Source organism: Clostridium guangxiense (assembly GCF_021043395.1).
Lineage (GTDB): Bacteria > Bacillota > Clostridia > Clostridiales > Clostridiaceae > Clostridium_S > Clostridium_S guangxiense.
This window is the reverse complement of the sequence record NZ_JAJNKE010000006.1, coordinates 81510-105688: the sequence shown is the minus strand read 5'-3', so window position 1 is coordinate 105688 and position 24179 is coordinate 81510. Positions and strand designations below refer to the sequence as shown.

Genomic DNA, 24179 nt, shown 5'->3' with positions numbered 1-24179 from the left:
CACCCGTTTTCCATTGTATTTAGCAACCACGCTTAAAATCTTTAAACTTCAATTAATCTAAATCAACAAGTAATATTTATTCAATGCACAATTCACAATGCACAGTTCACAATTAAGGATAATTAATCTCACCTACGCTCGATTAATTTAAAGATTATAAAACTTCCATTTATAATTGTATCAATAATCAAAATTAAGATTTTCGGCATCAGCAGAAAATCATCCATAATTGTGCATTAAATTAAACATCTCTGTCAATTTTCAATATCAACTGTTTTTAAGTTCTTTTTTAAGTTTCTTTACTTTATCTCTTAAGTCTGCTGCTCTCTCGAATTGAAGATTCTTAGCTGCCTCTTTCATTTCAGTTTCATACTTTTGTATTAATTCTTCTATATTCTTATTATTGGCCTCTAATGCCTCATTTAAACTATTATATTCCTCTTTTTCCTCTGCAATTTGGGTTATTCCTATAACTTCTCTTATATCCTTCTTTATAGTTTTAGGAGTTATACCATTCTTAGTGTTATAGTCTATTTGAATTTTTCTTCTTCTATTCGTCTCTTTTATTGACTTATTCATAGCATCAGTAATTGAATCTGCATACATTATTACCTTGCTTTCAGAGTTTCTTGCGGCTCTTCCTATAGTCTGTATCAAAGAAGTTTCGGATCTTAAAAATCCTTCTTTATCCGCATCAAGTATTCCAACAAGTGCTACCTCTGGTATATCAAGTCCTTCTCTTAAAAGATTTATTCCAACAAGAACGTCAATTTCCCCCGTTCTAAGTTCCTTAATTATTTTCATTCTTTCCAGAGTATCTATACCTGAATGCATATATCTTGTTTTTATTCCTAATTCCTTTAAATATTCAGTTAAATCCTCTGCCATTTTCTTAGTCAAAGTGGTAACAAGTACGCGAAAGCCATTTTTTATTGTGGTTTTTATTTCACTGTATAAATCATCTATTTGCCCTGTAACTGGTCTCACTTCTATTTCCGGATCAAGAAGTCCTGTAGGTCTTATAATTTGCTCCGCAGTGTTTTGAGAATGTTCAAGTTCATACTTAGCAGGAGTTGCACTTACAAACACTACTTGATTTATTTTTTTTTCAAATTCCTCAAATTTAAGAGGTCTATTGTCAAAAGCACTTGGAAGTCTAAAACCATAATCAACCAGAGTATTTTTTCTTGACCTGTCTCCACCATACATAGCTTTAACTTGAGGAAGCGTAACATGACTCTCATCAATAAACATAAGGAAATCATCTGGAAAATAGTCAATTAAAGTTTTAGGCGGCTCTCCAGCTGCTCTGCCATCCAATATCCTTGAATAGTTTTCAATTCCAGTGCAATAACCAACTTCTCTCATCATTTCTATATCAAAATTTGTTCTCTGCTTAAGTCTTTGTGCCTCAAGAAGTTTATCTTCCGCTGTAAGTTCTCTAAGCCTTTTTTCAAGTTCTGTTTCTATTTTATTTATGGCTATCTCTAATCTGTCCCTTGAAGTAGCAAAGTGAGATGCCGGGAATATAACTACATGCTTTAAGGTTCCAAGTACATTTCCTGTTAGCACATCTATTTCCTTTATCCTATCTATTTCATCACCAAAAAACTCAACTCTTATAGCCTTATTTGTAGAACCAGCTGGAAAAATATCCAAGGTATCTCCTCTTACTCTAAAGGTACCCCTCACAAAGTTAATTTCATTTCTTTCATACTGATTTTCAACAAGTTTTTTCAGTACTTCATCTCTATCTTTAGTCATGCCTTCCCTTAAAGAAATTGACAATTTTTTATATTCATCAGGATTACCAAGACCATAAATACATGAAACTGAGGCCACTATTATGACATCTTTTCTTTCAAAAAGAGCTGAAGTAGCGGAGTGTCTTAATTTATCTATTTCATCATTTATAGATGAATCCTTTTCTATATAAGTGTCAGTTTGAGGTACATAAGCTTCAGGTTGATAATAATCGTAATATGATACAAAATACTCAACACTACTCTCAGGAAAAAACTCTCTAAACTCTCCACAAAGCTGTGCTGCCAAAGTTTTATTATGTGCAAGCACTAAGGTTGGCTTTTGAACTTTTTCAATTATATTAGCCATAGTAAAAGTTTTTCCAGATCCCGTAACTCCCAAAAGAGTTTGAAATTTATCCTGATTCTTTATCCCCTCTGCAATACTTTCTATTGCCTGAGGCTGATCCCCTGTAGGCTTGAATTTTGAATGTATTTTAAAAACACCCACTATAATTTACCTCCATCAAACATTTGTTCGTATTTAATTCTAATATTACTTTTTTATATTGTCAATAGACTTATAAAATATTAGAAAGTACCTGAAAAATTAAAATAACAAACACTAAAGTTTTACAAGTAATCTATATAAAACAAGAGCAGAGAGTAGAAAGTAAAGAGTAGAGTGAAGGATGATTTTTCTCCGCTATGCTTCGAAAAATCTAAAACTTAATGCTTGCGCATGGCATAAAATGCAGTGTTCAGCGCAGCTGAACAAATTAAGTTCTAAGATTTACCTGAGAGAAACGAAAGGTAAATCAACATTCACTCTACTCTCTACTCTTTACTCTCTACTCTATCATTAATTGGTGTGGTTATTTCAATATGATTCCCCTCACTATCCTCAAATTCTGCCACCCAATTTGCTCCTATTTTAGTTAATGGAAATACTATTTTTAGTTTTGATAATTTACTTTTTAATATGCCAATACTATCAACTTCTAAACTTGGCAAACAGTTGCTTCCAAAAGTATGTTTTTCATTCATTTTTTCATAAGCAAACAATCCCAAACGAAAACCATTAATATCAAAGACACTATAAATCTCATCATGAACAGCTACATTTTGTTCAAGTAAATCCTCATAAAAAGCAATCGCTCTATCCATATCTGTAACACAAAAATAGAGCGATTTAATGTTACAATTCATACACTATAACTCCTTTTTTATATATAATCTAGAAGATAAAAATGACAAATACCATAGTTTTACAAGTAATATTCTTTTAATTCACAGTTCACAATGCACATTTCACAGTTACGGATGATTTATCCTTCCTTCGTCAGATAAATCTTAAAACTTAATGATGTTCAGCTTCGCTGAACGAAATAAATAATTAATTTTAAAATTTTCCGCAGAGAAGCGGAGGAAAATTATCTTTCATTGTGAACTGTGAATTGTGCATTGTGAACTAAACAAATATTGCTTGTACAATCTTCACATTTGCCTTCTTAAGCTTTCATTTATTACATCTATCCGCCCTAATAAAGTATCCACATTTATACCAATCTAAGTATTTCAATTCTACTTTCCATCCTCTTTTAATATATTCATCAGTAATTTGCTTAGGTTCAAGCTTATTCCTCATTCTACTATTATCCTTTATATACCATCCCATTTGCCTTATGCCTTTTGTAACAATTCTAGTTATATCGTCAAAATACCTATCAGTATCTTCAACGAACATAAATACATCTCTACTAACCAGAAAATCTATACTATTAGAGCTAAATATACTACTAATGTTACTAATATTAGATTGAATAAACTCAAATTTCTTTTGACTCTTAATATCTGTCAATTCATTTATGCAATCCTCATCGCAATCCAGACCATAAATTTTATCAACTTTATCTTGCTTTAATAAATATCTACTTAAAAAAGCGCCGCCGCAGCCTAAATCAACAATCTTTCCATACAAATCATTATAATATGAATAAATCTTATTATTATAAAATTCTTCAGCACATTTTCTATCTATAATCACTTCATTACCGCAAAAGCCGCATTTTAATTTTATGGTAAACCCAGTATCAAGCCAAGGATGATGTTCATTTTCAAGAATACTGCATTCATTTCCGCATTTGCAGTAGGTTCCCCATATAGTAAAGTCGTGCTCTTTAAACATATGTACACCTCTTTTCTTTGTACACTCATCAATCTGGTAAAAAGTTAAAATGACTAATACCAAATTGATCCTTACAAACTGAAATTTGAAGCAGAGTAGAGAGTAAAGAGTAGAGTGATTGTATAAACAATGGAAATAACGTAACACTTAGTACGCAAAGTATATAAATAAAGAATATATTTAAACTAATCTCTCTTTTCCAAAAAAAATCAATTCTACTTTTTTTATTAAAATAGATTGATACTATTCTTACTATTATCCATATTGGTATCAAGAAAATGAACAAGACTTGTTTTTCTAAGCAAATCCCCATATTTTAAGCTTCACTTCCTATTTAATTAATAATATATTTATTATAAAATATAATTCAACGCTATTCAATTATTTTACATAAATAACTGTAACTAACTCTACCAATAAAAATAAATTTCTGATTTATAACTCCTATCTCGCGACTTTTAACAAACAACTTCATCAAGCTATATACCCATCAGTGATGTTTGCCCTCAGTAAACGAGCCTTTGCAAGTATTCTAAAAATCCCTGTGCCAACCATACCAGTCCTATATAAATTACATGCAAAAAAAAACGTTAAGGCAAAGTGAAAATATTGAAGGAACAGTTTAAATAAATTCTTATAAATCTTAGTTCAAATTCCAAAAAAACTTAGAGATTTCAATCTGCCTGAGCCAAAGGCGAGTTATTGAAATCTCTTAGTATTTTTAGAATTTGAACTTTAGATTTATTAAATTTATTTAATGTTCCAAGATATTTTCACTTTGCCTATTTTTTCTTTGCCTTTTCTAGAATGTCATCAAAGGATTCACTGTCAACCTTCATAACCCTACTGCCTTCTGGCACAATTTTAGGTACAAATACTAATCCCAGTTTTTTAGTGCTATTCATATTGTTATAACTTACCTCACTTAGCTTACCTTGTACATTTTTTATTTTAAGCCATATATAGTTAGTAACATTTGATAATGATTTCAGAATATCCTCTTCATTAACTATTTTTGTATCGTTTAACTCAACAAGTATATCACCACTTTTTATCCCCATCTCGTATGCAGGTGAATTGGGCGCAACTTCAAGAACCATTATTCCTTCGTCATTATTTATATATCTTGGTTTTCCGGACATCTCCATGTACATTTGAAGCCTAAGCATAATTTCATGCATTACAGGAGCTAAAATACATAACAGAAATTGTTCAAATACATTGTTTTTGAGTAATAAAGATAATATAAGCAAAACGCTGCCATAAGAAATTATACTTATACCAGATGAAATAATTTTCTCGGTCTTTGTTTTAGTAAATGTGTAAGTGCTATAGCCTAATATTCCGTAAAATGCCCCAAATCCTATTGCAGAATCCTTTAATATAGTTAAAGAACTACCTTTTATAAAGCTCCAAACTTGAGATGCTGTCATTTGCGGAATATACGTAAAATCTTGACTAGTTAGCATAAATAACATAGCTACAGGCAAAAGCCAATATCTTTTAAATGCAAAACCACCTATAATTTTATTATCTCTATTTGTAAATACAGGAATGACACCAGATTTTCCATCAAGCAAAACAAGAATTCCTTCAACAATATGTAATATGGCGACCATGCACATAAGCATATTTACATCCACCTGCAAGTAACTTATATAACTCACATCTACTCCATTTGCTGCCATACCACTAATCGTTAAACTAACAATTCCAACCAGTGCTCCTGAATACGAAAAGCATATAAATCTGCTTTTCATTAGCATCAAAAATATTGATATTATAAACAGCAAGAATATTGCACCATCATCTTTAAAAACCACACCAAAACACGATAATAATACACTGCCTAAAGTACCTGCAAGCATTCCCAAAAGTATTTGAGACAATGTAAGTTCCAACGGAGATTTTAAACTATCTCCTATAATCATTTTTTGCATGAGTGTTGTTTTTGTATTTCTTCTGTAAAATATAACTGCCATTATTATAAGAATTAGCACATATGATGGCGCCAAAATAGCCTTCGATAGTGCAATTAAAGTATTCATTATAATATTCATTAATGCAAAATTCTCCTCTCCAAAATGTTTGAACTATAGTAAAATCAGCTGAACTAAAAACTATACATGCACCATAGTCACTTGAAGGTTGTGTTTCGGGGCATATATAGTTTAAATTTTACTGAAGTTTTAAATGGTTTATCTCTACTTAGTTTTAGATTTTATTATTTCAAATGCCTTTTGAAATTGTGGATCTACATTTCTATCATAAACTTTATCCTTAAGACTATCCGGATATTTTATTTCTATGTCTGGTTTTATTCCTTTATGATGTATATATTCACCATTAGGAGTATAATATTTTGCTATTGTAACTTTAAGTTGAGTATTATTTCCAGTATCAAATACATTTTGCACTATACCTTTTCCAAAAGTTTTTTCTCCAACTAGTGTTCCTATCTTATAATCTCTTACAGCTCCAGAGAAAATCTCTGATGCACTTGCTGTTCCACCATTCGCTAAGACAACTAATGGCATACCTATATAATTTCCACCTTTAGATTTAAATTCTTCCTTAGCTCCATTTTTATCAATAGTTGAAACTATAACTTTATTTTTAGGAACAAAATTTGATGTAACGTCAATGCATGAAGTTAAAAGTCCACCTGGATTATCTCTTAAATCAATTACAAGAGATTTCATTCCTTTTGATTTTAACTCAGCCATTTTCTTGTTAAAATTTATGCCAGTATTTTCATCAAACATTTGTATCTGTATATAGCCCACTTTATCATTTAGCATTTCTCCAGTTACAGTATTCATAACTATTTTTTTTCTTTTAGCTGTAACATCAAAATTTCCTTTGCTTGCTCTATACAAAGTCAGTGTAACAGAAGTGCCTTCTTTTCCTTTCATCATTGACACAGCTTTATCAAGCTCTTTTCCAGAAACATCTTTTCCATTTATTTTAAGAATAATATCTCCGCTTTGTATTCCTGCTTTCTTAGCTGGTGAATCATCAAATGGAGCTACAACTGTTACCTTATCGTTTTTAGATTCAACTTGCATTCCAAGTCCTACATATTCTTGACCCTGAATTTGAGAATTAAATTCTTTTGTTTCTGCTGCATCCATATAAACTGTATATGGATCATTAAGCGATGATGTCATACCTTTTATTGCCCCAGTAACAAGAGTACTATCATTAATTTTTCCGTTATAATACTTATACAACTGATCTCTAATTGCAAACAATTTTTTAAACTTCATTATCTCATTATATGTATTTTTATCAATGACAACATTATTTCCTGAAGAAACAGTTAAAAGTTTACTTCCCCAAAATAAACTTAATGCATTAGTTAGCAAAACTATAACAACAGTTATTGCAATCCACTTTTTCTTATTATCAATTTTTTTCAACATCTTCACCATCCTGAATGCCAATTTTATTTATATGATTATTGTTATCATATTAAAATTATATTATTTATATTATTTATATTATTTATATTATTTATATTATTTATAATTAATTATATCACTTATAAAATTTAATTTTCAAAAATACTTTATATTTAGGTTTTAATTTAAATAAGTACCGTTTTTTTACACCCATATAAAACAAATTTCAGGCAGATGATCTTCTTACTCATCTACCTGAAACAAAGTATAAAACATTTTTAAGTTATACCTCTAAAAACTTTCTTATAGAAAGAATACTTCCTAGTGCTCCAATAAACATTCCTGCAAGTATAAATTCCCATGACATTGATGTCCATACATATGATGATGATATAAGTGAACTCATCATAAAGCTGCTTGATACTTTAGAATAAAATATTGTGTAAACATAATATACAATTACAGTCGAAACTATAGACCCTATAAAACCAAGTATCATTCCTTCTATTACAAAAGGAAGCCTTATAAACCAGTCTGTGGCACCTATATATTTCATTATACCTATTTCTCTTCTTCTTGAATATACTGCTAACTTTATAGTATTTCCTATTAAAAATAGTGAAACTCCAATTAAAATTAAAAATATAACAATACCTACCCATTTTATAGTATTAGTTATTGAAATAATCTTATTTACAAGCTCTCTTCCATCATTTATTTTATCTATTCCAGGAATTGGTGTTCCATTACTTTCCAAAGCCTTTACAACAACTGATGAATAAGTAGGACTAGCTAAACTAATTATGTATGAACTTGGCATAGTAGTTGAAGCATCAAGCCCGTCCACTAATGACTTATTTTTATTACCTAATTGCTTTTTAAACTTTTGAAAAGCTTCATCCTTGCTTTCAAATTGTACGTTTGTTATACCGCTTGTACTAGTTATTTTGCTTAATATAGCTGTCTGTTGATCTATAGTAATATCATTTTTTAAATAAACTTGGACCTGTATTTGTGATTCAACATCACCAATACCACTTCTAACATTTAACAATATTAAAAATAAAATTCCAAGTATAAAAAGTGTAGCTGCTACCGTTGCTGATGATACTGTACTCAAAGTTTTATTTCTTTTTATACTTTTTAATGCATCGATAAAAAATAATCTTAATGTACTAGTCTTCATAATAATATCTTCCCTTTCGTTCATCTCTTACAATAGTTCCATTTTCAACAGCTATAACACGCTTTTTCATATGGTTTACTATTTGCTCTGCATGAGTAGCCATAATTACTGTTGTACCAGCTTTATTAATATCGCTTATTAAATTCACAATTTCCATTGCAGTCTCTGGATCAAGGTTTCCAGTAGGTTCGTCAGCTATAAGAAATGAAGGATTATTAACTATAGCCCTTGCTAATGCAACTCTCTGCTGTTCTCCACCTGAAAGTTGATTTGGAAAATCATTATGTTTATCGGATAAACCTACAAGTGACAATACAAGAGGAACCCTTTTTTTTATTTCCCTAGAACCTGCCTCAACAATTCTCATTGCAAAAGCTACATTTTCATATACGCTTAATGTTGGAATAAGCCTGTAATCCTGAAATACCATTCCAATTTTTCTTCTATAATAAGGTATTTGCTTTCTTTTCAATGTTGTAATATCTGTATCATTTACTATTATATTTCCTTTTGTCGGTTCAATTTCTTTCATCAATAATTTTATAAAAGTTGACTTTCCTGCACCGCTTGCTCCTACAACAAATACAAATTCTCCTCTATCTATAGAGACATTTACATCCGAAAGAGCAGTTACGTCATTACCGTAAACCTTACTTACGTTTTTAAATTCGATCATTATTTTCTCCCCGCTTATCTTTATCTTTTTTTACAAAATTATTTTACATAACTACAATTATTATACCACAATATACTTTTATATAAAAAAAAGTTTTTTTAACATATTATTAACTTTTTGTCATATGAGTATATTTTATAGCGAAACTTCATATAATTTTCAATTTAATTAAGAATCGTTCACCATAATCTGACTTAAATGCATTTAATAAGTAAGTCAAATGCGCTCTCGCGCAAACTCTAGATTAACAAGACTACTTCTATCTTAATTTTCTTAACATCGTCATGTATTTTGTTTTTTGAAGTCAAATGCGCTCTCGCGCAAACTCTAGATTAACAAGACTACTTCTATTTTAGTTTTCTTAACATCGTCATGTATTTTGTTTTTTGAAGTCAAATGCGCTCTCGCGCAAACTCTAGATGTGTATATCTTTAAATCCGTTGCCTAGGACCTCTCGGGTATCACTTACGGTTATAAAGGCTTTGGAGTCTGTTTCTTTTATAAATTGCTTGAGTTTTATGAATTCACTTCGGCTGAGTACACAATATAATATGTATGTGTCATTAAGGGTATATCCACCTTTTCCTGCAATTACGGTGCAGCCCCTGTCGAGTTCTTCCATTATAAACTTCGATATTTCTTTATTTTTAGGACTTATTACCATAACCTGTTTACATACGTTGAGTCCTTCAATGACAAAATCAATCATAAAACCATTTATTATTACAGAAAGAAGTGAGTACATTCCTATATCTGCTCCCATTGTTACACCAGCAAATAAAGTTACTATAAAATCCACAAGCAGCAGTGACTTCCCTATATCTATATGTAAAAATTTGTTTATTATTTTGGCAATTATATCTGTTCCACCAGTAGAAGCATTTTGATTGAATATGATTCCCATTCCTATAGCTGAAAGAAATGTACCAAAAACTGCCGCGAGAAGTAAGTTTTTGGTTAAAGGTCCATATGGAATAAGTTTATCCATTAAAATTAAGGAACCACTCAGACAAAAACTTGCATATAGAGTTTTAAATCCAAACTTACTTCCTATGACTATCATGGCCATAATAAATAATATTGAATCCATAGCTATCATGAGTACCCCAACAGGAATAAACTTAAAAAAATTATTTATTATTATGGCTATACCAGAAGTTCCACCCGCTGCTATTTTATTAGGTTGAAGAAAAAACTTTATTGACATAGCCACTAATATATCTCCCAAGGTTATAAGTACGAATTCTTTAAACTTTTTCATTAAATCACCTCGTAATATGTGTATATTAAAATTGGCTGAAATATTTAAATTACTTTTATAAAGACTTTCAAGTAATGTTTTTTCAGTGCACAATTCACAATGCACAGTTCACAGTTATGGTTGATTTATCTTTCCTACGTCAGATAAATCTGCAATTTTAAATTCAGCTTCGCTAAATAATTTTTCTATAATTACTCCACCATCATGTTTTAAGATTTTCTGTAGTAAAATGGAAGAAAATCATCCTTAACTGTGCATTGTGAACTGTGCATTGTGCACTGATTTAATTCCATACAAAAGCACTACCCTTATAAAGAATAGTGCTCAAACTATACAAATTTATACTAAAAACAAGCTTAATTTATTCATTTTTTGATAATCCTATACTGACTTCAAGAGCATAATCCACTTTTTCCATATCGCTATCTGTCATATGACCTATTTTTTCCTTGAGCCGTCTTTTATCTAACGTCCTTATCTGTTCAAGTAAGACTACTGAGTCTTTATTAAGTCCATACTCCTCTGACGATATCTCAACATGTGTTGGGAGCTTTGCCTTATTTATCTGAGAAGTAATAGCTGCAACTATTACAGTCGGACTATATTTATTACCAACATCGTTTTGAATTATAATAACGGGACGTATGCCACCTTGTTCTGATCCAACTACGGGACTTAGATCAGCATAAAATATATCTCCTCTTTTCACTATCATTATCGTCATTAGGAAAATCACTCTCCGATAGTATCACTTCATATTGATCTAATTCTTCTAAATAAGAGGATACACCAAACTCAGACATTTCAATATTCATTTTACCCATTTCAATATATCCTCTTTTAATGTCTTCAGCCTGATCAAGCTTTTTCTTCTTCTCTATATATAATATTATTGCTTCTCTAATAAATTCACTTCTTTTTTTTCTATCTTCTTTAAGCGCCTTATCAAACTCACTACAAAGCTTTTCTGAGATGTTTATCACTAATCTCTTCGAATTTGACATACAAAAATTAATACCTCCTAAAAAACATCACAAATATATGTATTTAACTTATTATAATTCAATAATTGTCAATATGTCAAAGGATTTGTTAAACTTTCGTGTACTCCAATATATAGCACTTATATATAGTTCCTTATTTTTACAACCTTCTCATTACTTACATATACTCTTGGAACTCTTTTACTTATCATGCAAATAACTTCATAGTTTATAGTTCCAAGCATTCCAGCTATGTCATCTGCTGTAATAGATTTTCCATTAGACTCTCCCATAAGTATAACTTCATCCCCAACTTTTACATCTGGAATGTCAGTTATATCAACCATACATTGATCCATGCATATTCTACCTACGATATTAGCAAATTCTCCATTAATTATGACTTTATCCTTATTGGAGAGCATTCTTGTAAATCCATCTGCATAGCCTACAGGAAGAGTTGCAATTAAGCTTTTTCTCTTGCACTGAAATTTTCTACCATAACTTATGAACTCACCATTTTTCATTTCCTTTATGTGAACCACGTTAGTTTTTAACTCCATAGCAGGTTTTAAACTCAACCTATTTTTATCTACCTCTTCTGATGGATAATATCCATAAATTATTATACCAGGCCTTACAGCTTCAAAATGTGTTTCCGGAAGTTCCATTATGGCAGCACTGTTTGCAATATGTCTTATATTCACCCTTACACCTTTTTTAATAAGTTTATCATAAAACCATTTAAATCTTTCAAATTGAAGATAAGTATACTCTTTGTTTTCTTCATCTGCCGTTGAAAAATGTGAAAATAGTCCCTCAATTTTTATTTTAGGTAACCTGCTTATTTCATATACCTCTTCAACACTTTTTTCATCCGGTATAAATCCAATTCTACCCATTCCTGTATCAAGTGCTATGTGGATTTTTACATCAACATTTCTTTCCTGAGCCATTTTAGATAATTCTTTAGCATAACTTACTGAAAATACTGTTTGCTCTATATTATATTTAAATATATCGTCTCCTATACTAAGAGGTGTATATCCAAGTATCATTATAGGACAATCAATCTTAGATTTTCTAAGTTCAACGGCTTCACTTAAAACCGCAACTGCTAGTCTATTTGCACCATTCTTAAGAATAACTGGTGCCACATCGACTGCTCCATGTCCATAAGCATCTGCCTTCACTATACCTATTATATCTTTACTTCTTGAGCATTCTCTTATTCTCTGCATATTATATGCAATATTATCTAAATTTATTTCTGCCCACACTGGCCTTATATGCCTAAACATTTACCTTCACCATCCTAAAAGCTGCTAATTTTGTACACAAATTTAATGATAACTCAAAGTAATATACATTACAAGAACCACCCATAATTGTATATTTCATTGTATTGGTACTTACAGAGCGTATCACAGCTTAGGAGTTTCAAATAACTTAGTGTTTATGTTATTATTAAGAATAAAATTACTATATCCAATTTCCATCTTTTCTTTATTATTTTCATCGCATATAATCAGCTTGTATGGTTCACTGCTTTTCTCATTTACATACATAACAGCGTATTTTGCATTTCTATTTTGATTTGGTATATCAATTTTAATAAGAGCATATTCAATTCCATTTATTTTCCTTATTGAACAGTTTATATTTTGATTAGTATAAAGCATTCCAATATATTCTCCTATAAAACTAAGTTTATATATATCATCAGTTTCATCATTTTTAACGTAGGCTTTATTATTTTCTTTATCAAAAACATATACCCTGTTCTCTTTATAAACCATGTTTCTCTCTTTATTTATCTCTAATCTGTAGCCATTGCCATATGAATAATATTGTTTGCAAGCATATTCAACATTTTGTTTATCATTCTTAACTGTTATCTTCATATCGCAACTATAGCTTTTAAGTTCTTTAAGATGGTCTATAACATTTTTATCCTTAGAATTTATTGCCCTCAAAAGACAATATGTACTCAATATTGCAGCAGCAACAATTATAATGCATCCACATAAAAACATTTTAAACAGCTTTGTTTTTTCTTTCACCAATACTCCTTATTCAACATTTCTATTACTAAATTCATATTCGCTACAAATCTAATTTATGAATGTTTTTATTGCATATGGTATTTCATTTAATACATCTGAAGCCGTAACACTGAACATTTTTTGAGAAAGATTTTCTCCACAATATCCATGAATATAAGCTGCCATGCAAGCTGCTTTAAGAGGGTGATACTGCTGTCCTATAAACGATGCTATCATTCCTGTTAAACAGTCCCCCATACCTCCAGAAGCCATAGCACTATTGCCAGTAGAATTTATTGCTGTATATTTTCCATCAGTTATAACCGTATTATAGCCTTTAAGCAGGACTATAACATCATATTTACGTGCAAAATTTTGGGCTATTTCTATTCTATTATTTTTTATCCCTTCAACAGATATATTGGTAAGCCTAGACATTTCTCCAAGATGCGGTGTGATCACAATAGGTACTTTTTTGTTTGCGAGCAGAGAAATATTGTCCTTAAGTACATTTATTCCATCCGCATCAATAACAATTGGCACTTTTGATGTACAAATTATTTTCTTTAGCATATCAAGAGTAAATTTATTATTTCCCATTCCAGGACCTATAGCAATTACACTACTCTTCTCTATAGCATTATTAATTCTTTCCTCTTCATCATAAGATATAGTCATTGCTTCAACTAACTTTTCACTTAATATATTTTGAATTTGTTTATATGTACATAGGGTAACAAGTCCAGAACCCGTTTTAACTGCCGCCTGTGTTGAAATATATGCTGCTCCAGAATATCCTGTTGACCCTGCAAAAATCGTAACCTTTCCATAATTACCTTTATGAGAATACTTGTTTCTCCTTACTATACCATTTTTAATTATACTCTCATCTAGTATAAATTTATTGTCACAAAATTTTTCTAATACAAATTCGGGAATACCTATATCTTCTATAACTACCTCTCCAATGTATACGTCATTCCCATATTGTAAAAAACCAACCTTATAAGCTTCAAATGAAACAGTTTTGTTTGCCCTTATACAATTTCCCATTATCAAACCATTATCACTATTTAAACCAGAAGGCGCATCAATAGATAAAATATATTTTTTGCTATCATTAATTTTAGAAATCACTTCACTAAATATGCCTTCTATCTTTCTATTAAGCCCTGTACCAAAAATAGCATCTATGATAAGTTCTGATTTTTTAATTGCTTCTTTTAAAATGAATATATCTTCGCTGTTTTTTATATTAATAATATTTAATTTCATATTCTTTAATATATTATAATTGACTTTACAATCACTACTCATTTTTTCAATATTACCAATCAAAAACACAGCGATATTCTTATTCTTTTTAAAAAGCTGCCTGGCAACGGCTAATCCATCTCCTCCGTTATTTCCAGTTCCGCACACGATGACTATATTGTTCATATTCTTATCTACATTTCCAGCTACCTTAAATGCAGCATTCTCCATAAGAACTACACTTGGTATCTTTAGTTCATCAATGCACCATTCATCTACTTTTCTCATAGTATTAGCATCTGTAATTCTCAAACTAAAGCACCTCCAAAACTGCATATGCAACAGCGCTGTGCCTATCATGTGAGATGCTTACATGCATTCTGTAATCACCATTTTTTTCTGCAATTTGTCTGGCCTTACCTCTTAAAGTTACAATTGGTTTCCCTAGTGAATTTCTATCAATTTCTATATCCTTTAAGTTAAACCCTCTAAAGCCTGTACCTAAAGCTTTAGAAACTGCTTCCTTTGCCGCAAATCTACCTGCTATATATTCTGCCCTTAAGTTTCTTGTTTTTAAGTATTCAATTTCATTTTTACTAAATAATTTTTCAATAAAATTTGAGTTTAATTCCACTGCTTCCATTATTCTAGCTATTTCTATTATATCTGTTCCAATTCCTAAAATCATAACCTTCACCCCTTAATTGTTTTATTCTGAAGCCGTCAATTAATATAGATAAACAAGCTGAAATATTAAAATTACCAATACCAAATTTATCCCTACAAACTGAAATTTAACTCAGAGTACAGAGTAGAGAGTACAGTGAATATAGATTTACCTTTCGCTACTCTCTACTCTGATTTAAAATCTATGCACTATACATAATTATAAATAAATTATATATACCAGTTGGCAAAGAGTAAAGTTTTGTAAACATTTACATGAAAATAATTTCAGAATTTCACAATATAAAAAAGGGGAGTAAATTACCCCCTAGCAACTCAAAATATCATTATATACTCTATCGTAATCTGATGTGTATTCATCAATACATTCGCCAATAATTTCTACAAAATTAATTGGTGAAACTATATTTTCATACAAAATCTTAAGAAGATTATGTACCTTGTATCTATCGGAGCTTATATTCTTCACTCCATCATGATCAATATTTACAAGATTTCCATTGATAAAATCTCTTCTTTCAACCTCTATGCCATAAGATTGAATATTCATAATTTCACTAGAATAACTTAAAGACACTTCCCCCTTAGTAAGCATATATTCATACTTACACGTTTTGTCACCTACTTGAATTTCCTTTATCATAGATTCAACTATCTCCATATATCCAACCTCCCTATACTTATGATCAAATATTAACATAAGCGTTTCAAAAATTCTGTCACTTGATGATAGTTGAACCTTTTTTTCATTCATATTATTTTGACACTAATTTTCCTTTAAATTATTTTATTACATTATATTTAATATTTTTCAATGTCCAAAAAACGTTTTCACCATATATATCCAATTATGCGCATAAAAAATGTCGATTCATTAGTTCATATGTCTTAAATTTCTTTGTAACATTCTATTAACAAACTGTTTCTTATCTTAAAAAATTTGCACATATCTTCTAATATCAAAATTACCAATACCATCAATGGAGTTTTTTTCTCTTTCAATTCTCTCAAATTATAGTATTTTTCATATTTACAAAATATACTTTTGTTACATTTTATAGTTTTAAACATTTCATTAAATATATTGTAAAATACATTAATAGAATTAATTATAAATCTTCTTTTTTCAGCATCATTTTCACTATGCATGTAATTTAAAATAGTCTGCAAATCTTTGGTTTTATAATATTTGCTCATATAAACAGAATACAAATCCGCAGCAAAATTTCCAATTATTAAAGAATCAATTAAAGATATTTCTTTATCAACATTAAAGATTATACTAAATTCTATGTCTGGATTGCCTTTTCTTATTTCCTCCATAACTTCAATTAACCTTTTATTAAACTCTTTTGTAAAATTTGAATCTATTACATAACAATCTATTTCATTTGAAATTGCTGTTTCCATAAATTCCATAAATTCCTTATTTAAATTTTCTACGTAATTTATATTTTCCATCTTATTTATTTGCGTTCAATAACTAGTAATAATTAATACGCTTTCTCCTTTCGCTTAATAATTTAAGTGAATTATTCCTATAATATTAAATAGTTTTGCCATTAAATGCGTTTTATATGCATGAAAAATTCACCTTCTACATATTTTATTTTATACCATTTTATGTTAAATAAAAACATTTGTTTTCCACAATAAATGTTTAAATTAAAGTCTTATATAAATTTTATAATATCATCTCTTTAAATTCTTAACTAATTATCTTTATTTCTTTCATTCAAAAGTTTCCTAATTTTTGAATGAATTTTATTTACAGTATAAAATTAATTTACTACTAATTATAATATTACTAAAGATAAACCATCTGAAAACTTGAAACTTTAAAATTGCAATCTCAAAATTTATCCTTACAAACTGGAATTTGTCGAGCTGAGTGAAGGGTTTTAATTCGCCCTGCTCATTAAAAAACTAACTTTTTCACTTATGTGAAAAGTGAAGGGTTTGACATAGCTTTGCTTGTCAAAGGTGAAGGTTTTTGCCACGGCAAAAGGTTAAGGAATATTTTTCTCCGTTTCTCTACGAAAAATAAATAATTTAAATACGTTAAAGATTTTCCTTAGGGAAAAGGAGGAAAATCAACCTTAGCTTTTTATTGAAGATAAAAAAGTTCACCTTTTACGTGCACAGCACCGTAAGACCCTTCACCTTTCGCATAGCAAAAGCCTTAGTCTTTTAACAAACGAAGTGAGTTAAAACCCTTCACTATAGTGCTCGAAAAATTACAATTGATAAAGGTATGTTTTTGTGCGATAATGTACTTGTCCGTGTTGCGAGATTTTCTTTCAATTATGGACAAAAATAATTAGCTTAGATTTTCTAATTACGCAGTGTTTAACCGTGTAAAAGGAAGGGATTAAATTAAGGGATTTATTTTGCATGATATTTAACCTTCCTGTATGGAGGGTATTTTTATTATTGAGGTGATTTATTTTGGATAAGAGAATTGCTGTTGTAGGAATAATAGTAGAAAATTTAGAAATGGCAGGCGAAGTCAATAAAATACTCCATACATACAGTTCAATAATAGTTGGAAGAATGGGTATACCCTATAGAGAAAGGGGTATATCAGTCATTTCAATTATAGTAGATGGCACTTCAGATGAGTTAAGTGCTATGACAGGAAAACTTGGTAAAATATCTGGCGTAAGTGTAAAATCAGCTATGTCAAAAAAATCTTAGGAGGCTAATTTATGCTTAACTGTGAAAAAGCAGATTTTATTGATGACGCAAAAATAAAAGAATACCTTGAGTATGGCAGCCAAAAAGCAAAAGATGTTGAATTTGTTAATGAAATTATTGATAAAGCTTCAAAATGTAAAGGTCTTGAACCTAAAGAAGTATCAGTGCTTCTTCATGTTGAAGATGATACTATGCTTGATAAAATATACAGTACTGCCATAAAGATAAAACAAGCCATTTACGGAAACAGAATAGTAATGTTTGCTCCTCTTTATATAAGTAGTTATTGTGTTAATGGCTGCAAATACTGCGGATACAACTGTGAAAACAAAGGTATAAGAAAGAAACTTACAAAAAAGGAACTTACACGTGAAGTTGAATTAATTGAATCTTTAGGACATAAAAGAATTGTTCTTGAAGCTGGAGAAGATCCTGTAAATTGCCCTATAGACTACGTTACAGACTGTATGAAGACAATTTATGAAGTTCACAAAGATAATGGTGAAATGAGAAGAATTAATGTAAATATTGCAGCTACCACAATTGAAAACTACAAGAAATTAAAGGCAGCTAAAATAGGTACTTACACTTTATTTTCTGAAACATATCATAGAGAAACTTACAGTAAGATGCATCCAACAGGTCCAAAGCACAATTATGATTACCACATGACAGCTCTTGAAAGAGCCATGGAAGCTGGAATTGATGATGTTGGAATTGGTGTTTTGTATGGTTTATATGATTACAAATATGAAACAGTTGCAATGTTTTTACACGTAAAGCATCTTGAGGAAAAATTCAACGGAGTTGGCCCTCATACAATATCAATGCCTAGATTAAGGCCTGCCCGTGGAGTTGATTTTTCAAATTTCCCTTATCTTGTTCACGATCATGATTTCAAGAAGCTTGTCGCAATATTAAGACTTGCAGTTCCTTATACTGGCATGATTTTATCAACAAGAGAAGAGCCTAAATTTAGAGAAGAAGTAATAGCTGTTGGAATTTCTCAAATAAGTGCTGGATCTGCCACAGATGTTGGTGGTTATGAAAAAGAATTTGGAGATACTTCTCAAGTTGATCCTCCACAATTTGTAGTTAATGATGATAGAACACCTATTGAAATATTAAAATCACTTTGTGCACAAGGATATATTCCAAGTTACTGCACAGCTTGTTATAGACAAGGAAGAACAGGTGACCGTTTTATGAAACTTGCTAAATCTGGTCAAATCCACAATTGCTGTCTTCCAAATGCGATACTTACTTTTAAAGAGTTTTTAATAGATTATGCTGATGATGAATTAAAAGAAATAGGCACAAAAACCATAAAAAAGAACCTTGAAAATATAACTTCTGATAATACAAAAAAAGAAACCATTGCTAGATTAGCTAGAATTGAAAATGGTGAAAGAGATCTTTATTTTTAAAACTTAATATAAAAATCCAAAAAATGGCTGCCAAAAGGCAGCCGTTTTTTTAGACTGCCTTAAGTATATTGTACTGTGACATATAAAGCTCGTAATATTCGCCCTTTTTCCTCATAAGCTCATCATGATTTCCCTCTTCAACAATTCTACCCTTATCCACATACATTATCTTATTTGCATTCTTAATTGTGGATAATCTGTGTGCAATTATGAATGAGGTTCTTCCTTTTAAAAGCCTATTTAAACCTTCTTGAAGTGCCAATTCTGTTTTAGTATCTATACTCGAGGTTGCCTCATCCAAAATAAGTATTCTTGGGTTCGCAAGCAGCGCTCTGGCAAAAGATATAAGCTGTCTTTGTCCTACGGATAATCTACTTCCTCTTTCATTTACTTCTGTATAATAGCCATTTTTCATGTTCTTTATAAAATCATGCGCTCTTACAGTTTTAGCAGCTTCAATTACTTCTTCATCAGTGGCATCAAGTTTTCCATATCTAATATTGTCCATTATTGTTCCTGAAAAAACAAATGTATCCTGAAGCATTACTCCCATTTGCTTTCTTAAAGATTTAATAGTAACATCATGCACATTTACTCCATCTATTAATACTTCTCCACCACTTATATCATAAAATCTACTTAATAGATTTATAATAGTAGTTTTACCAGCACCTGTTGGTCCTACTATAGCTATAGTCTCTCCTGCATTTACCTTAAAGGATACATTTTTAAGTATAGTTGCACTTTCATCATACTTAAAGACAACATTCTTAAATTCAACATTTCCATTTATAAGAGGCATTTTCTTTGCTCCCTCGATATCCTTAACAGTTACCTTTTCATCTATGGTTTCAAAAATTCTTTCAACATATGCCATATTCATTATTAAGGTATTATAAAAATTTCCTATATTAGTTATTGGACCCCAAAACCTAGATATATATCCCACAAATGCCACAAGTACTCCTATAGTTATTCCCTTGCCTATTGAATAAATTCCCACTAAATATATAAGTGAAATTGTAGCAACAGATATATTATCTATGCATGGTCCCAAAAGAAGTTGAACTGAAACAGCCTTTAACCATGATTTTTTGAAATCATTGCTTACCTTTCTAAATATACCAAGATTCTCATTTTCTCTTACAAAGGCCTGTGTAACTTTTATTCCCGTTATACTCTCATGTATATACGCATTCAAATTAGATTGCTTATTACTATAGGCTCTAAATGCTTTTCTCTGTGCATTTTTGATTATAAATATGGCAAGTATAAGCACAGGAAAACCAGCAAAGCAAAGCAGCGTTAACTTAACATTTATTGCAAACATAAATACTATTATTACAACTGCAGTAAATAAATCTGTAATAAGATTTATAAGTCCATTTGACAGTAGATCACTTAATGAATTCACATAGTTAACAACTCTAACAAGTATTTTCCCATGAGGTCTATCATCATAATATGAAAAAGGCAATTCTTGAAGCTTATTAAATATGTCAGATCTAATATTTCTAATTACCTTCTGTCCTATATCAGACATAGTTCTTATTTTAAATTTCATGCATAATCCCGTTATAATAATTGTTAGTACAAATATAGCTGACAACATTACAAGACCTCTTATATTTTTCTTAGGTATCATATCATCAATAGCTATTTGAACTAGGTATGGTCCTAAAAGTGTTGCTGCACTTGATAACAACATAAGAAAAACAGTTATAATCATTTCTTTTTTATAAGGCACTACGTATTTTAAAAGTCTTTTAAGATCATTAGAATTTATTTTTTCTTCAAAATCTTCATCTTCATCAAATTTGTTTCTTGCCATTTAAACCACCTCTTTCCTTAGTTTTTTCTCAAAGTTACCATACTGATTTTCATATACATTAGCATAGTACCCCTTTTTCTTTAAAAGCTCATCATGTGTTCCACTTTCAACTATTCTTCCTTCATCCATAACAAGTATCAAATCAGCATTCTTAACAGATGAAATTCTATGTGCAATTATAAAGGTAGTTTTGTCCCTTAAATACTTTCTTAAATTTTTCTGAATCATTATCTCTGTTTCTACATCCAAACTTGAAGTTGTATCGTCTAAAATGAGTATAGAGGGTTCCTTTATTACTGCTCTCGCAAGTGCTATCCTTTGTTTTTGCCCTCCTGAAAGTCCAACTCCTCTTTCCCCTACAATAGTGTCATAACCATTTGAAAGCTTTGATATAAATTCATCTGCATCTGAAACCTCCGCCGCCCACTTTACCTTTTCAAAGGATGCATCAGGAGTACCATATGCTATGTTCCCCTCTATAGTATCTGAAAATAGGAATATATCCTGCATTGCCGCTGATATACTATCACGAAGTTTTTGAAGATTATATTTCTTTATATTTTTTCCATCAATAAGTATTTCCCCTTCGCAAGCATCATAAAATCTCTGTATAAGGCTAACAAGAGTAGATTTTCCACAGCCTGTAGGGCCAAGAATTGCAACGGTCTGCCCACTTTTTGCTTTAAAATCTATATTCTCAAGTACTGCCTCATCTCCATATTTAAAGGAAACATTTTTAAACTCAATATCCCCATGAATTCTATTCTTAGCCGCAGCCTTGTCATTACTTTTAATTTTAGCATCTGCACTTATAAGCATCCTTATCTTTCTGGACGAGGCAATAAAACGCTCTATATCATTTATAAGCCACCCAACCATATTCATAGGATTATTAAGTGCCCAAATAAGACTGTTAAAAACAACAAGATCACCAATACTCATGCTGCCTTTTATAACCAATATTCCACCAGCCAAAATCATAATCACAGAAAACATATTTGAAAAAGAAGTAAGTATAGGTAAATATTTTTCCCACATCTTTGCAGATTCAAGGTTTCTATCCATAAATGCTTGATTTTCTCTCTGAAACTTTGATGTTTCATAATCCTCTTTTGCAAAAGCCTTTACGACCCTATTTCCACTTATATTCTCCTGAACAATGGTATTCAGTTTTGAAAATTGTTCCCTTATTGCATAAAAGGTTGGTCCAACATCACGAGTCATATTATAAGCAAAATATCCTATAAATGGTGTAATAATAAGCATTATAAGTGCAAATTTATAATTTATATAAAACATCATACAAACCGCCGATAAAAATATTATGATGTTTTCACTTACATTATAGATTACCCATGCTACAAAGTGCCTTATGGCATCCAGATCTCCAGTCATCCTAGTCATTAAATCCCCAGTTCTAGTTTTATCAAAAAAATCAAAATCAAGTTTTTGAAGATTTACATACATTTGTTCTCGTATTTCAAACATAATATTTTGGGAAACAAATTCCGAAATCATTTGAAAACTATATCGTACTATAGCTTTTAGTAAAGTAACTCCAATCATAGCAGCCAGCATAGGAATAAGCAGCGAGGTCTTTTTCGCAACTATAACCAAATCCACAAGTTTTCCTGATAAATAAGGATTAACCATACCTAACAAAGAAGAAACAACAACCATTACAATAACCATTATCATTCTAAACTTATACCGCTTTACGTAGCCAAAAATCCATTTTAAACTGTCCATAAAAAATTCCTCCAACTTATCTATTTACCATTACAATTATGTGGTAAAATAAATAAAATAAGAATGTATATTTTTATTTAATTAATGTACATTTCTATACTTATAAAGTTTGCACTTGAGGTGATATTATGTGTGATTTAGGAATCAATGTAAACAGTTTCAACCCAAAAATTCTTTATGTATTTAATTCAAGACCAAAAGAAAACTATGTAATAGATCATCATTCTCACGATTTTCTTGAATTTAGCTATATGCTTTCTGGAGAAACTTCATACATTGTAAATGATAATATATATAACGTAAAAAAAGGTCAACTAATGGTATTCAATCCTGGAGTATACCATTCAGAAATAGTAAATAAATATGAAAGTCTAAATGAAATTCACATCGGGTTTAATAATATAAATATAAGAAGTTTTTCTCCTAATCACATTACTAAAGAAAACTTTCTTGGTATATTTAATTTTCAAAGATATGGTAAGGATTTTGAAAATTGCTGCATAGAAATTCTAAAAGAACAAAGTAATCATAAAGATGGCTATGAACTCATGCTTAAGATTCTATCAACTAAGCTTCTTGTAATGTTCCTAAGAGAAACCTATTTTGAAGAAAGTAGAAAAAAAATATGTGATTATCATTTTGAATTTTCCCAAAAGTCGAATATAGTAAAAGAAATCATTGCGTACATGAACAAAAATTATATGAACAATATTTCCCTATATAAGATATCCAAAAATATGTACTTAAGCCCTGTGTATATATCAAAAATATTTAAAGAAGAAACAGGAGTATCCCCTATAAATTATCTTATTAAGATAAGACTCGAAAAAGCTAAGGCCCTACTTAAAGATACCACACTTACTGTTAAAACTATTGCCAAAAGTGTTGGTTATGATGATGCCTACTATTTTAGTAAATTATTTAAAAAATACTATAATATTTCTCCTTCACGTTACAAAAATAGATAAAAGTATTGATTTTTACGTAAATTAACATTAAAATATAGTTAATAATTATTATCTTTTAATAATAATTTAAGGAGTGGTTAA

Annotated in this window: 21 protein-coding genes; 3 read left to right on the top strand and 18 right to left on the bottom strand. The window is 30.2% G+C overall.

Annotation, left to right across the window (positions count from 1 at the left end; all coding sequences use genetic code 11):
• Nucleotides 1–267: 267 nt before the first annotated feature.
• From uvrB to LQK79_RS06425, 16 genes are all read right to left on the bottom strand, one after another.
• Entirely contained in the window at nucleotides 268–2253 is a 1986-nt protein-coding gene (gene uvrB / locus LQK79_RS06500) for an excinuclease ABC subunit UvrB (RefSeq protein ID WP_231015989.1), read from the bottom strand.
• 326 nt (nucleotides 2254–2579) lie between these two features.
• Complete coding sequence (locus LQK79_RS06495) at nucleotides 2580–2951, bottom strand: VOC family protein (protein ID WP_231015988.1); 372 nt, start codon at nucleotides 2949–2951, stop codon at nucleotides 2580–2582.
• 310 nt (nucleotides 2952–3261) lie between these two features.
• Complete coding sequence (locus LQK79_RS06490) at nucleotides 3262–3930, bottom strand: methyltransferase domain-containing protein (protein ID WP_231015987.1); 669 nt, start codon at nucleotides 3928–3930, stop codon at nucleotides 3262–3264.
• A gap of 782 nt (nucleotides 3931–4712) precedes the next feature.
• Nucleotides 4713–5990, bottom strand: coding sequence for a PDZ domain-containing protein (locus LQK79_RS06485; RefSeq protein WP_231015986.1), 1278 nt, complete (start codon nucleotides 5988–5990; stop codon nucleotides 4713–4715).
• Between the two features lie 144 nt (nucleotides 5991–6134).
• Nucleotides 6135–7343 carry a S41 family peptidase gene (locus tag LQK79_RS06480; RefSeq protein WP_157055640.1) on the bottom strand — a complete coding sequence of 403 codons (1209 nt, stop codon included), beginning with the start codon at nucleotides 7341–7343 and terminating at the stop codon, nucleotides 6135–6137.
• 274 nt (nucleotides 7344–7617) lie between these two features.
• Nucleotides 7618–8520, bottom strand: a complete 903-nt coding sequence (ftsX, locus tag LQK79_RS06475; protein ID WP_053243616.1) for a permease-like cell division protein FtsX — start codon at nucleotides 8518–8520, stop codon at nucleotides 7618–7620.
• Nucleotides 8510–9196: a cell division ATP-binding protein FtsE gene (ftsE, locus tag LQK79_RS06470; protein WP_053243615.1), complete on the bottom strand. Its 687-nt coding sequence runs from the start codon at nucleotides 9194–9196 to the stop codon at nucleotides 8510–8512. The genes ftsX and ftsE overlap by 11 nt, the downstream gene beginning before the upstream one ends.
• A 415-nt stretch (nucleotides 9197–9611) precedes the next feature.
• Nucleotides 9612–10457: a YitT family protein gene (locus LQK79_RS06465; protein WP_231015985.1), complete on the bottom strand. Its 846-nt coding sequence runs from the start codon at nucleotides 10455–10457 to the stop codon at nucleotides 9612–9614.
• 361 nt (nucleotides 10458–10818) lie between these two features.
• Nucleotides 10819–11181, bottom strand: coding sequence for a type II toxin-antitoxin system PemK/MazF family toxin (locus LQK79_RS06460; protein ID WP_053243398.1), 363 nt, complete (start codon nucleotides 11179–11181; stop codon nucleotides 10819–10821).
• Nucleotides 11138–11461, bottom strand: a complete 324-nt coding sequence (locus LQK79_RS06455; protein WP_053243399.1) for a CopG family ribbon-helix-helix protein — start codon at nucleotides 11459–11461, stop codon at nucleotides 11138–11140. Before LQK79_RS06455 ends, LQK79_RS06460 begins: the two co-directional genes overlap by 44 nt.
• A gap of 119 nt (nucleotides 11462–11580) precedes the next feature.
• The gene (gene alr, locus LQK79_RS06450; protein WP_053243400.1) at nucleotides 11581–12741 is read right to left on the bottom strand and encodes an alanine racemase; all 1161 of its coding nucleotides are present in this window, start codon (nucleotides 12739–12741) and stop codon (nucleotides 11581–11583) included.
• A gap of 123 nt (nucleotides 12742–12864) precedes the next feature.
• On the bottom strand, nucleotides 12865–13503 hold the full coding sequence (locus LQK79_RS06445) for a germination lipoprotein GerS-related protein (RefSeq protein ID WP_053243401.1): 639 nt from the start codon (nucleotides 13501–13503) through the stop codon (nucleotides 12865–12867).
• A 51-nt stretch (nucleotides 13504–13554) separates the two neighbouring features.
• Nucleotides 13555–15051 carry an NAD(P)H-hydrate dehydratase gene (locus LQK79_RS06440; RefSeq protein WP_231015984.1) on the bottom strand — a complete coding sequence of 499 codons (1497 nt, stop codon included), beginning with the start codon at nucleotides 15049–15051 and terminating at the stop codon, nucleotides 13555–13557.
• 1 nt (nucleotide 15052) lies between these two features.
• Nucleotides 15053–15427, bottom strand: coding sequence for a holo-ACP synthase (acpS, locus tag LQK79_RS06435; protein ID WP_053243402.1), 375 nt, complete (start codon nucleotides 15425–15427; stop codon nucleotides 15053–15055).
• A gap of 306 nt (nucleotides 15428–15733) precedes the next feature.
• Nucleotides 15734–16087 (bottom strand): DUF6514 family protein, encoded by a 354-nt coding sequence (locus tag LQK79_RS06430; RefSeq protein ID WP_053243645.1) that lies wholly within the window; start codon nucleotides 16085–16087, stop codon nucleotides 15734–15736.
• A gap of 227 nt (nucleotides 16088–16314) precedes the next feature.
• The gene (locus LQK79_RS06425) at nucleotides 16315–16887 is read right to left on the bottom strand and encodes a hypothetical protein (protein ID WP_231015983.1); all 573 of its coding nucleotides are present in this window, start codon (nucleotides 16885–16887) and stop codon (nucleotides 16315–16317) included.
• 987 nt (nucleotides 16888–17874) lie between these two features.
• Here LQK79_RS06425 and LQK79_RS06420 point away from each other — a divergent pair.
• Nucleotides 17875–18123 carry a TM1266 family iron-only hydrogenase system putative regulator gene (locus tag LQK79_RS06420; protein WP_231015982.1) on the top strand — a complete coding sequence of 83 codons (249 nt, stop codon included), beginning with the start codon at nucleotides 17875–17877 and terminating at the stop codon, nucleotides 18121–18123.
• A gap of 11 nt (nucleotides 18124–18134) precedes the next feature.
• Entirely contained in the window at nucleotides 18135–19550 is a 1416-nt protein-coding gene (gene hydG, locus LQK79_RS06415; RefSeq protein ID WP_053243157.1) for a [FeFe] hydrogenase H-cluster radical SAM maturase HydG, read from the top strand.
• 49 nt (nucleotides 19551–19599) lie between these two features.
• Here hydG and LQK79_RS06410 read toward each other — a convergent pair whose 3' ends face one another.
• Nucleotides 19600–21381, bottom strand: coding sequence for an ABC transporter ATP-binding protein (locus LQK79_RS06410; RefSeq protein ID WP_231015981.1), 1782 nt, complete (start codon nucleotides 21379–21381; stop codon nucleotides 19600–19602).
• The gene (locus tag LQK79_RS06405) at nucleotides 21382–23130 is read right to left on the bottom strand and encodes an ABC transporter ATP-binding protein (protein WP_231015980.1); all 1749 of its coding nucleotides are present in this window, start codon (nucleotides 23128–23130) and stop codon (nucleotides 21382–21384) included. It abuts the gene before it with no gap.
• Between the two features lie 128 nt (nucleotides 23131–23258).
• Between LQK79_RS06405 and LQK79_RS06400 the strand changes: the two genes are divergently transcribed.
• Nucleotides 23259–24098, top strand: a complete 840-nt coding sequence (locus LQK79_RS06400; RefSeq protein ID WP_053243158.1) for an AraC family transcriptional regulator — start codon at nucleotides 23259–23261, stop codon at nucleotides 24096–24098.
• Nucleotides 24099–24179 lie beyond the last annotated feature (81 nt).

Bases quoted from the DNA above. Each gene is read 5' to 3' on its own strand.
- hydG (WP_053243157.1), top strand. From the start codon at position 18,135: ATGCTTAACTGTGAAAAAGCAGATTTTATTGATGACGCAAAAATAAAA.
- LQK79_RS06465 (WP_231015985.1), bottom strand. From the start codon at position 10,457: ATGAAAAAGTTTAAAGAATTCGTACTTATAACCTTGGGAGATATATTA.
- LQK79_RS06485 (WP_231015986.1), bottom strand. From the start codon at position 5,990: ATGAATATTATAATGAATACTTTAATTGCACTATCGAAGGCTATTTTG.
- acpS (WP_053243402.1), bottom strand. From the start codon at position 15,427: ATGATTTTAGGAATTGGAACAGATATAATAGAAATAGCTAGAATAATG.
- LQK79_RS06410 (WP_231015981.1), bottom strand. From the start codon at position 21,381: ATGGCAAGAAACAAATTTGATGAAGATGAAGATTTTGAAGAAAAAATA.
- alr (WP_053243400.1), bottom strand. From the start codon at position 12,741: ATGTTTAGGCATATAAGGCCAGTGTGGGCAGAAATAAATTTAGATAAT.
- ftsE (WP_053243615.1), bottom strand. From the start codon at position 9,196: ATGATCGAATTTAAAAACGTAAGTAAGGTTTACGGTAATGACGTAACT.
- LQK79_RS06455 (WP_053243399.1), bottom strand. From the start codon at position 11,461: ATGTCAAATTCGAAGAGATTAGTGATAAACATCTCAGAAAAGCTTTGT.
- LQK79_RS06425 (WP_231015983.1), bottom strand. From the start codon at position 16,887: ATGGAAAATATAAATTACGTAGAAAATTTAAATAAGGAATTTATGGAA.
- ftsX (WP_053243616.1), bottom strand. From the start codon at position 8,520: ATGAAGACTAGTACATTAAGATTATTTTTTATCGATGCATTAAAAAGT.
- LQK79_RS06430 (WP_053243645.1), bottom strand. From the start codon at position 16,087: ATGGAGATAGTTGAATCTATGATAAAGGAAATTCAAGTAGGTGACAAA.
- LQK79_RS06495 (WP_231015988.1), bottom strand. From the start codon at position 2,951: ATGAATTGTAACATTAAATCGCTCTATTTTTGTGTTACAGATATGGAT.
- LQK79_RS06400 (WP_053243158.1), top strand. From the start codon at position 23,259: ATGTGTGATTTAGGAATCAATGTAAACAGTTTCAACCCAAAAATTCTT.
- LQK79_RS06490 (WP_231015987.1), bottom strand. From the start codon at position 3,930: ATGTTTAAAGAGCACGACTTTACTATATGGGGAACCTACTGCAAATGC.
- LQK79_RS06460 (WP_053243398.1), bottom strand. From the start codon at position 11,181: ATGACGATAATGATAGTGAAAAGAGGAGATATATTTTATGCTGATCTA.
- LQK79_RS06405 (WP_231015980.1), bottom strand. From the start codon at position 23,130: ATGGACAGTTTAAAATGGATTTTTGGCTACGTAAAGCGGTATAAGTTT.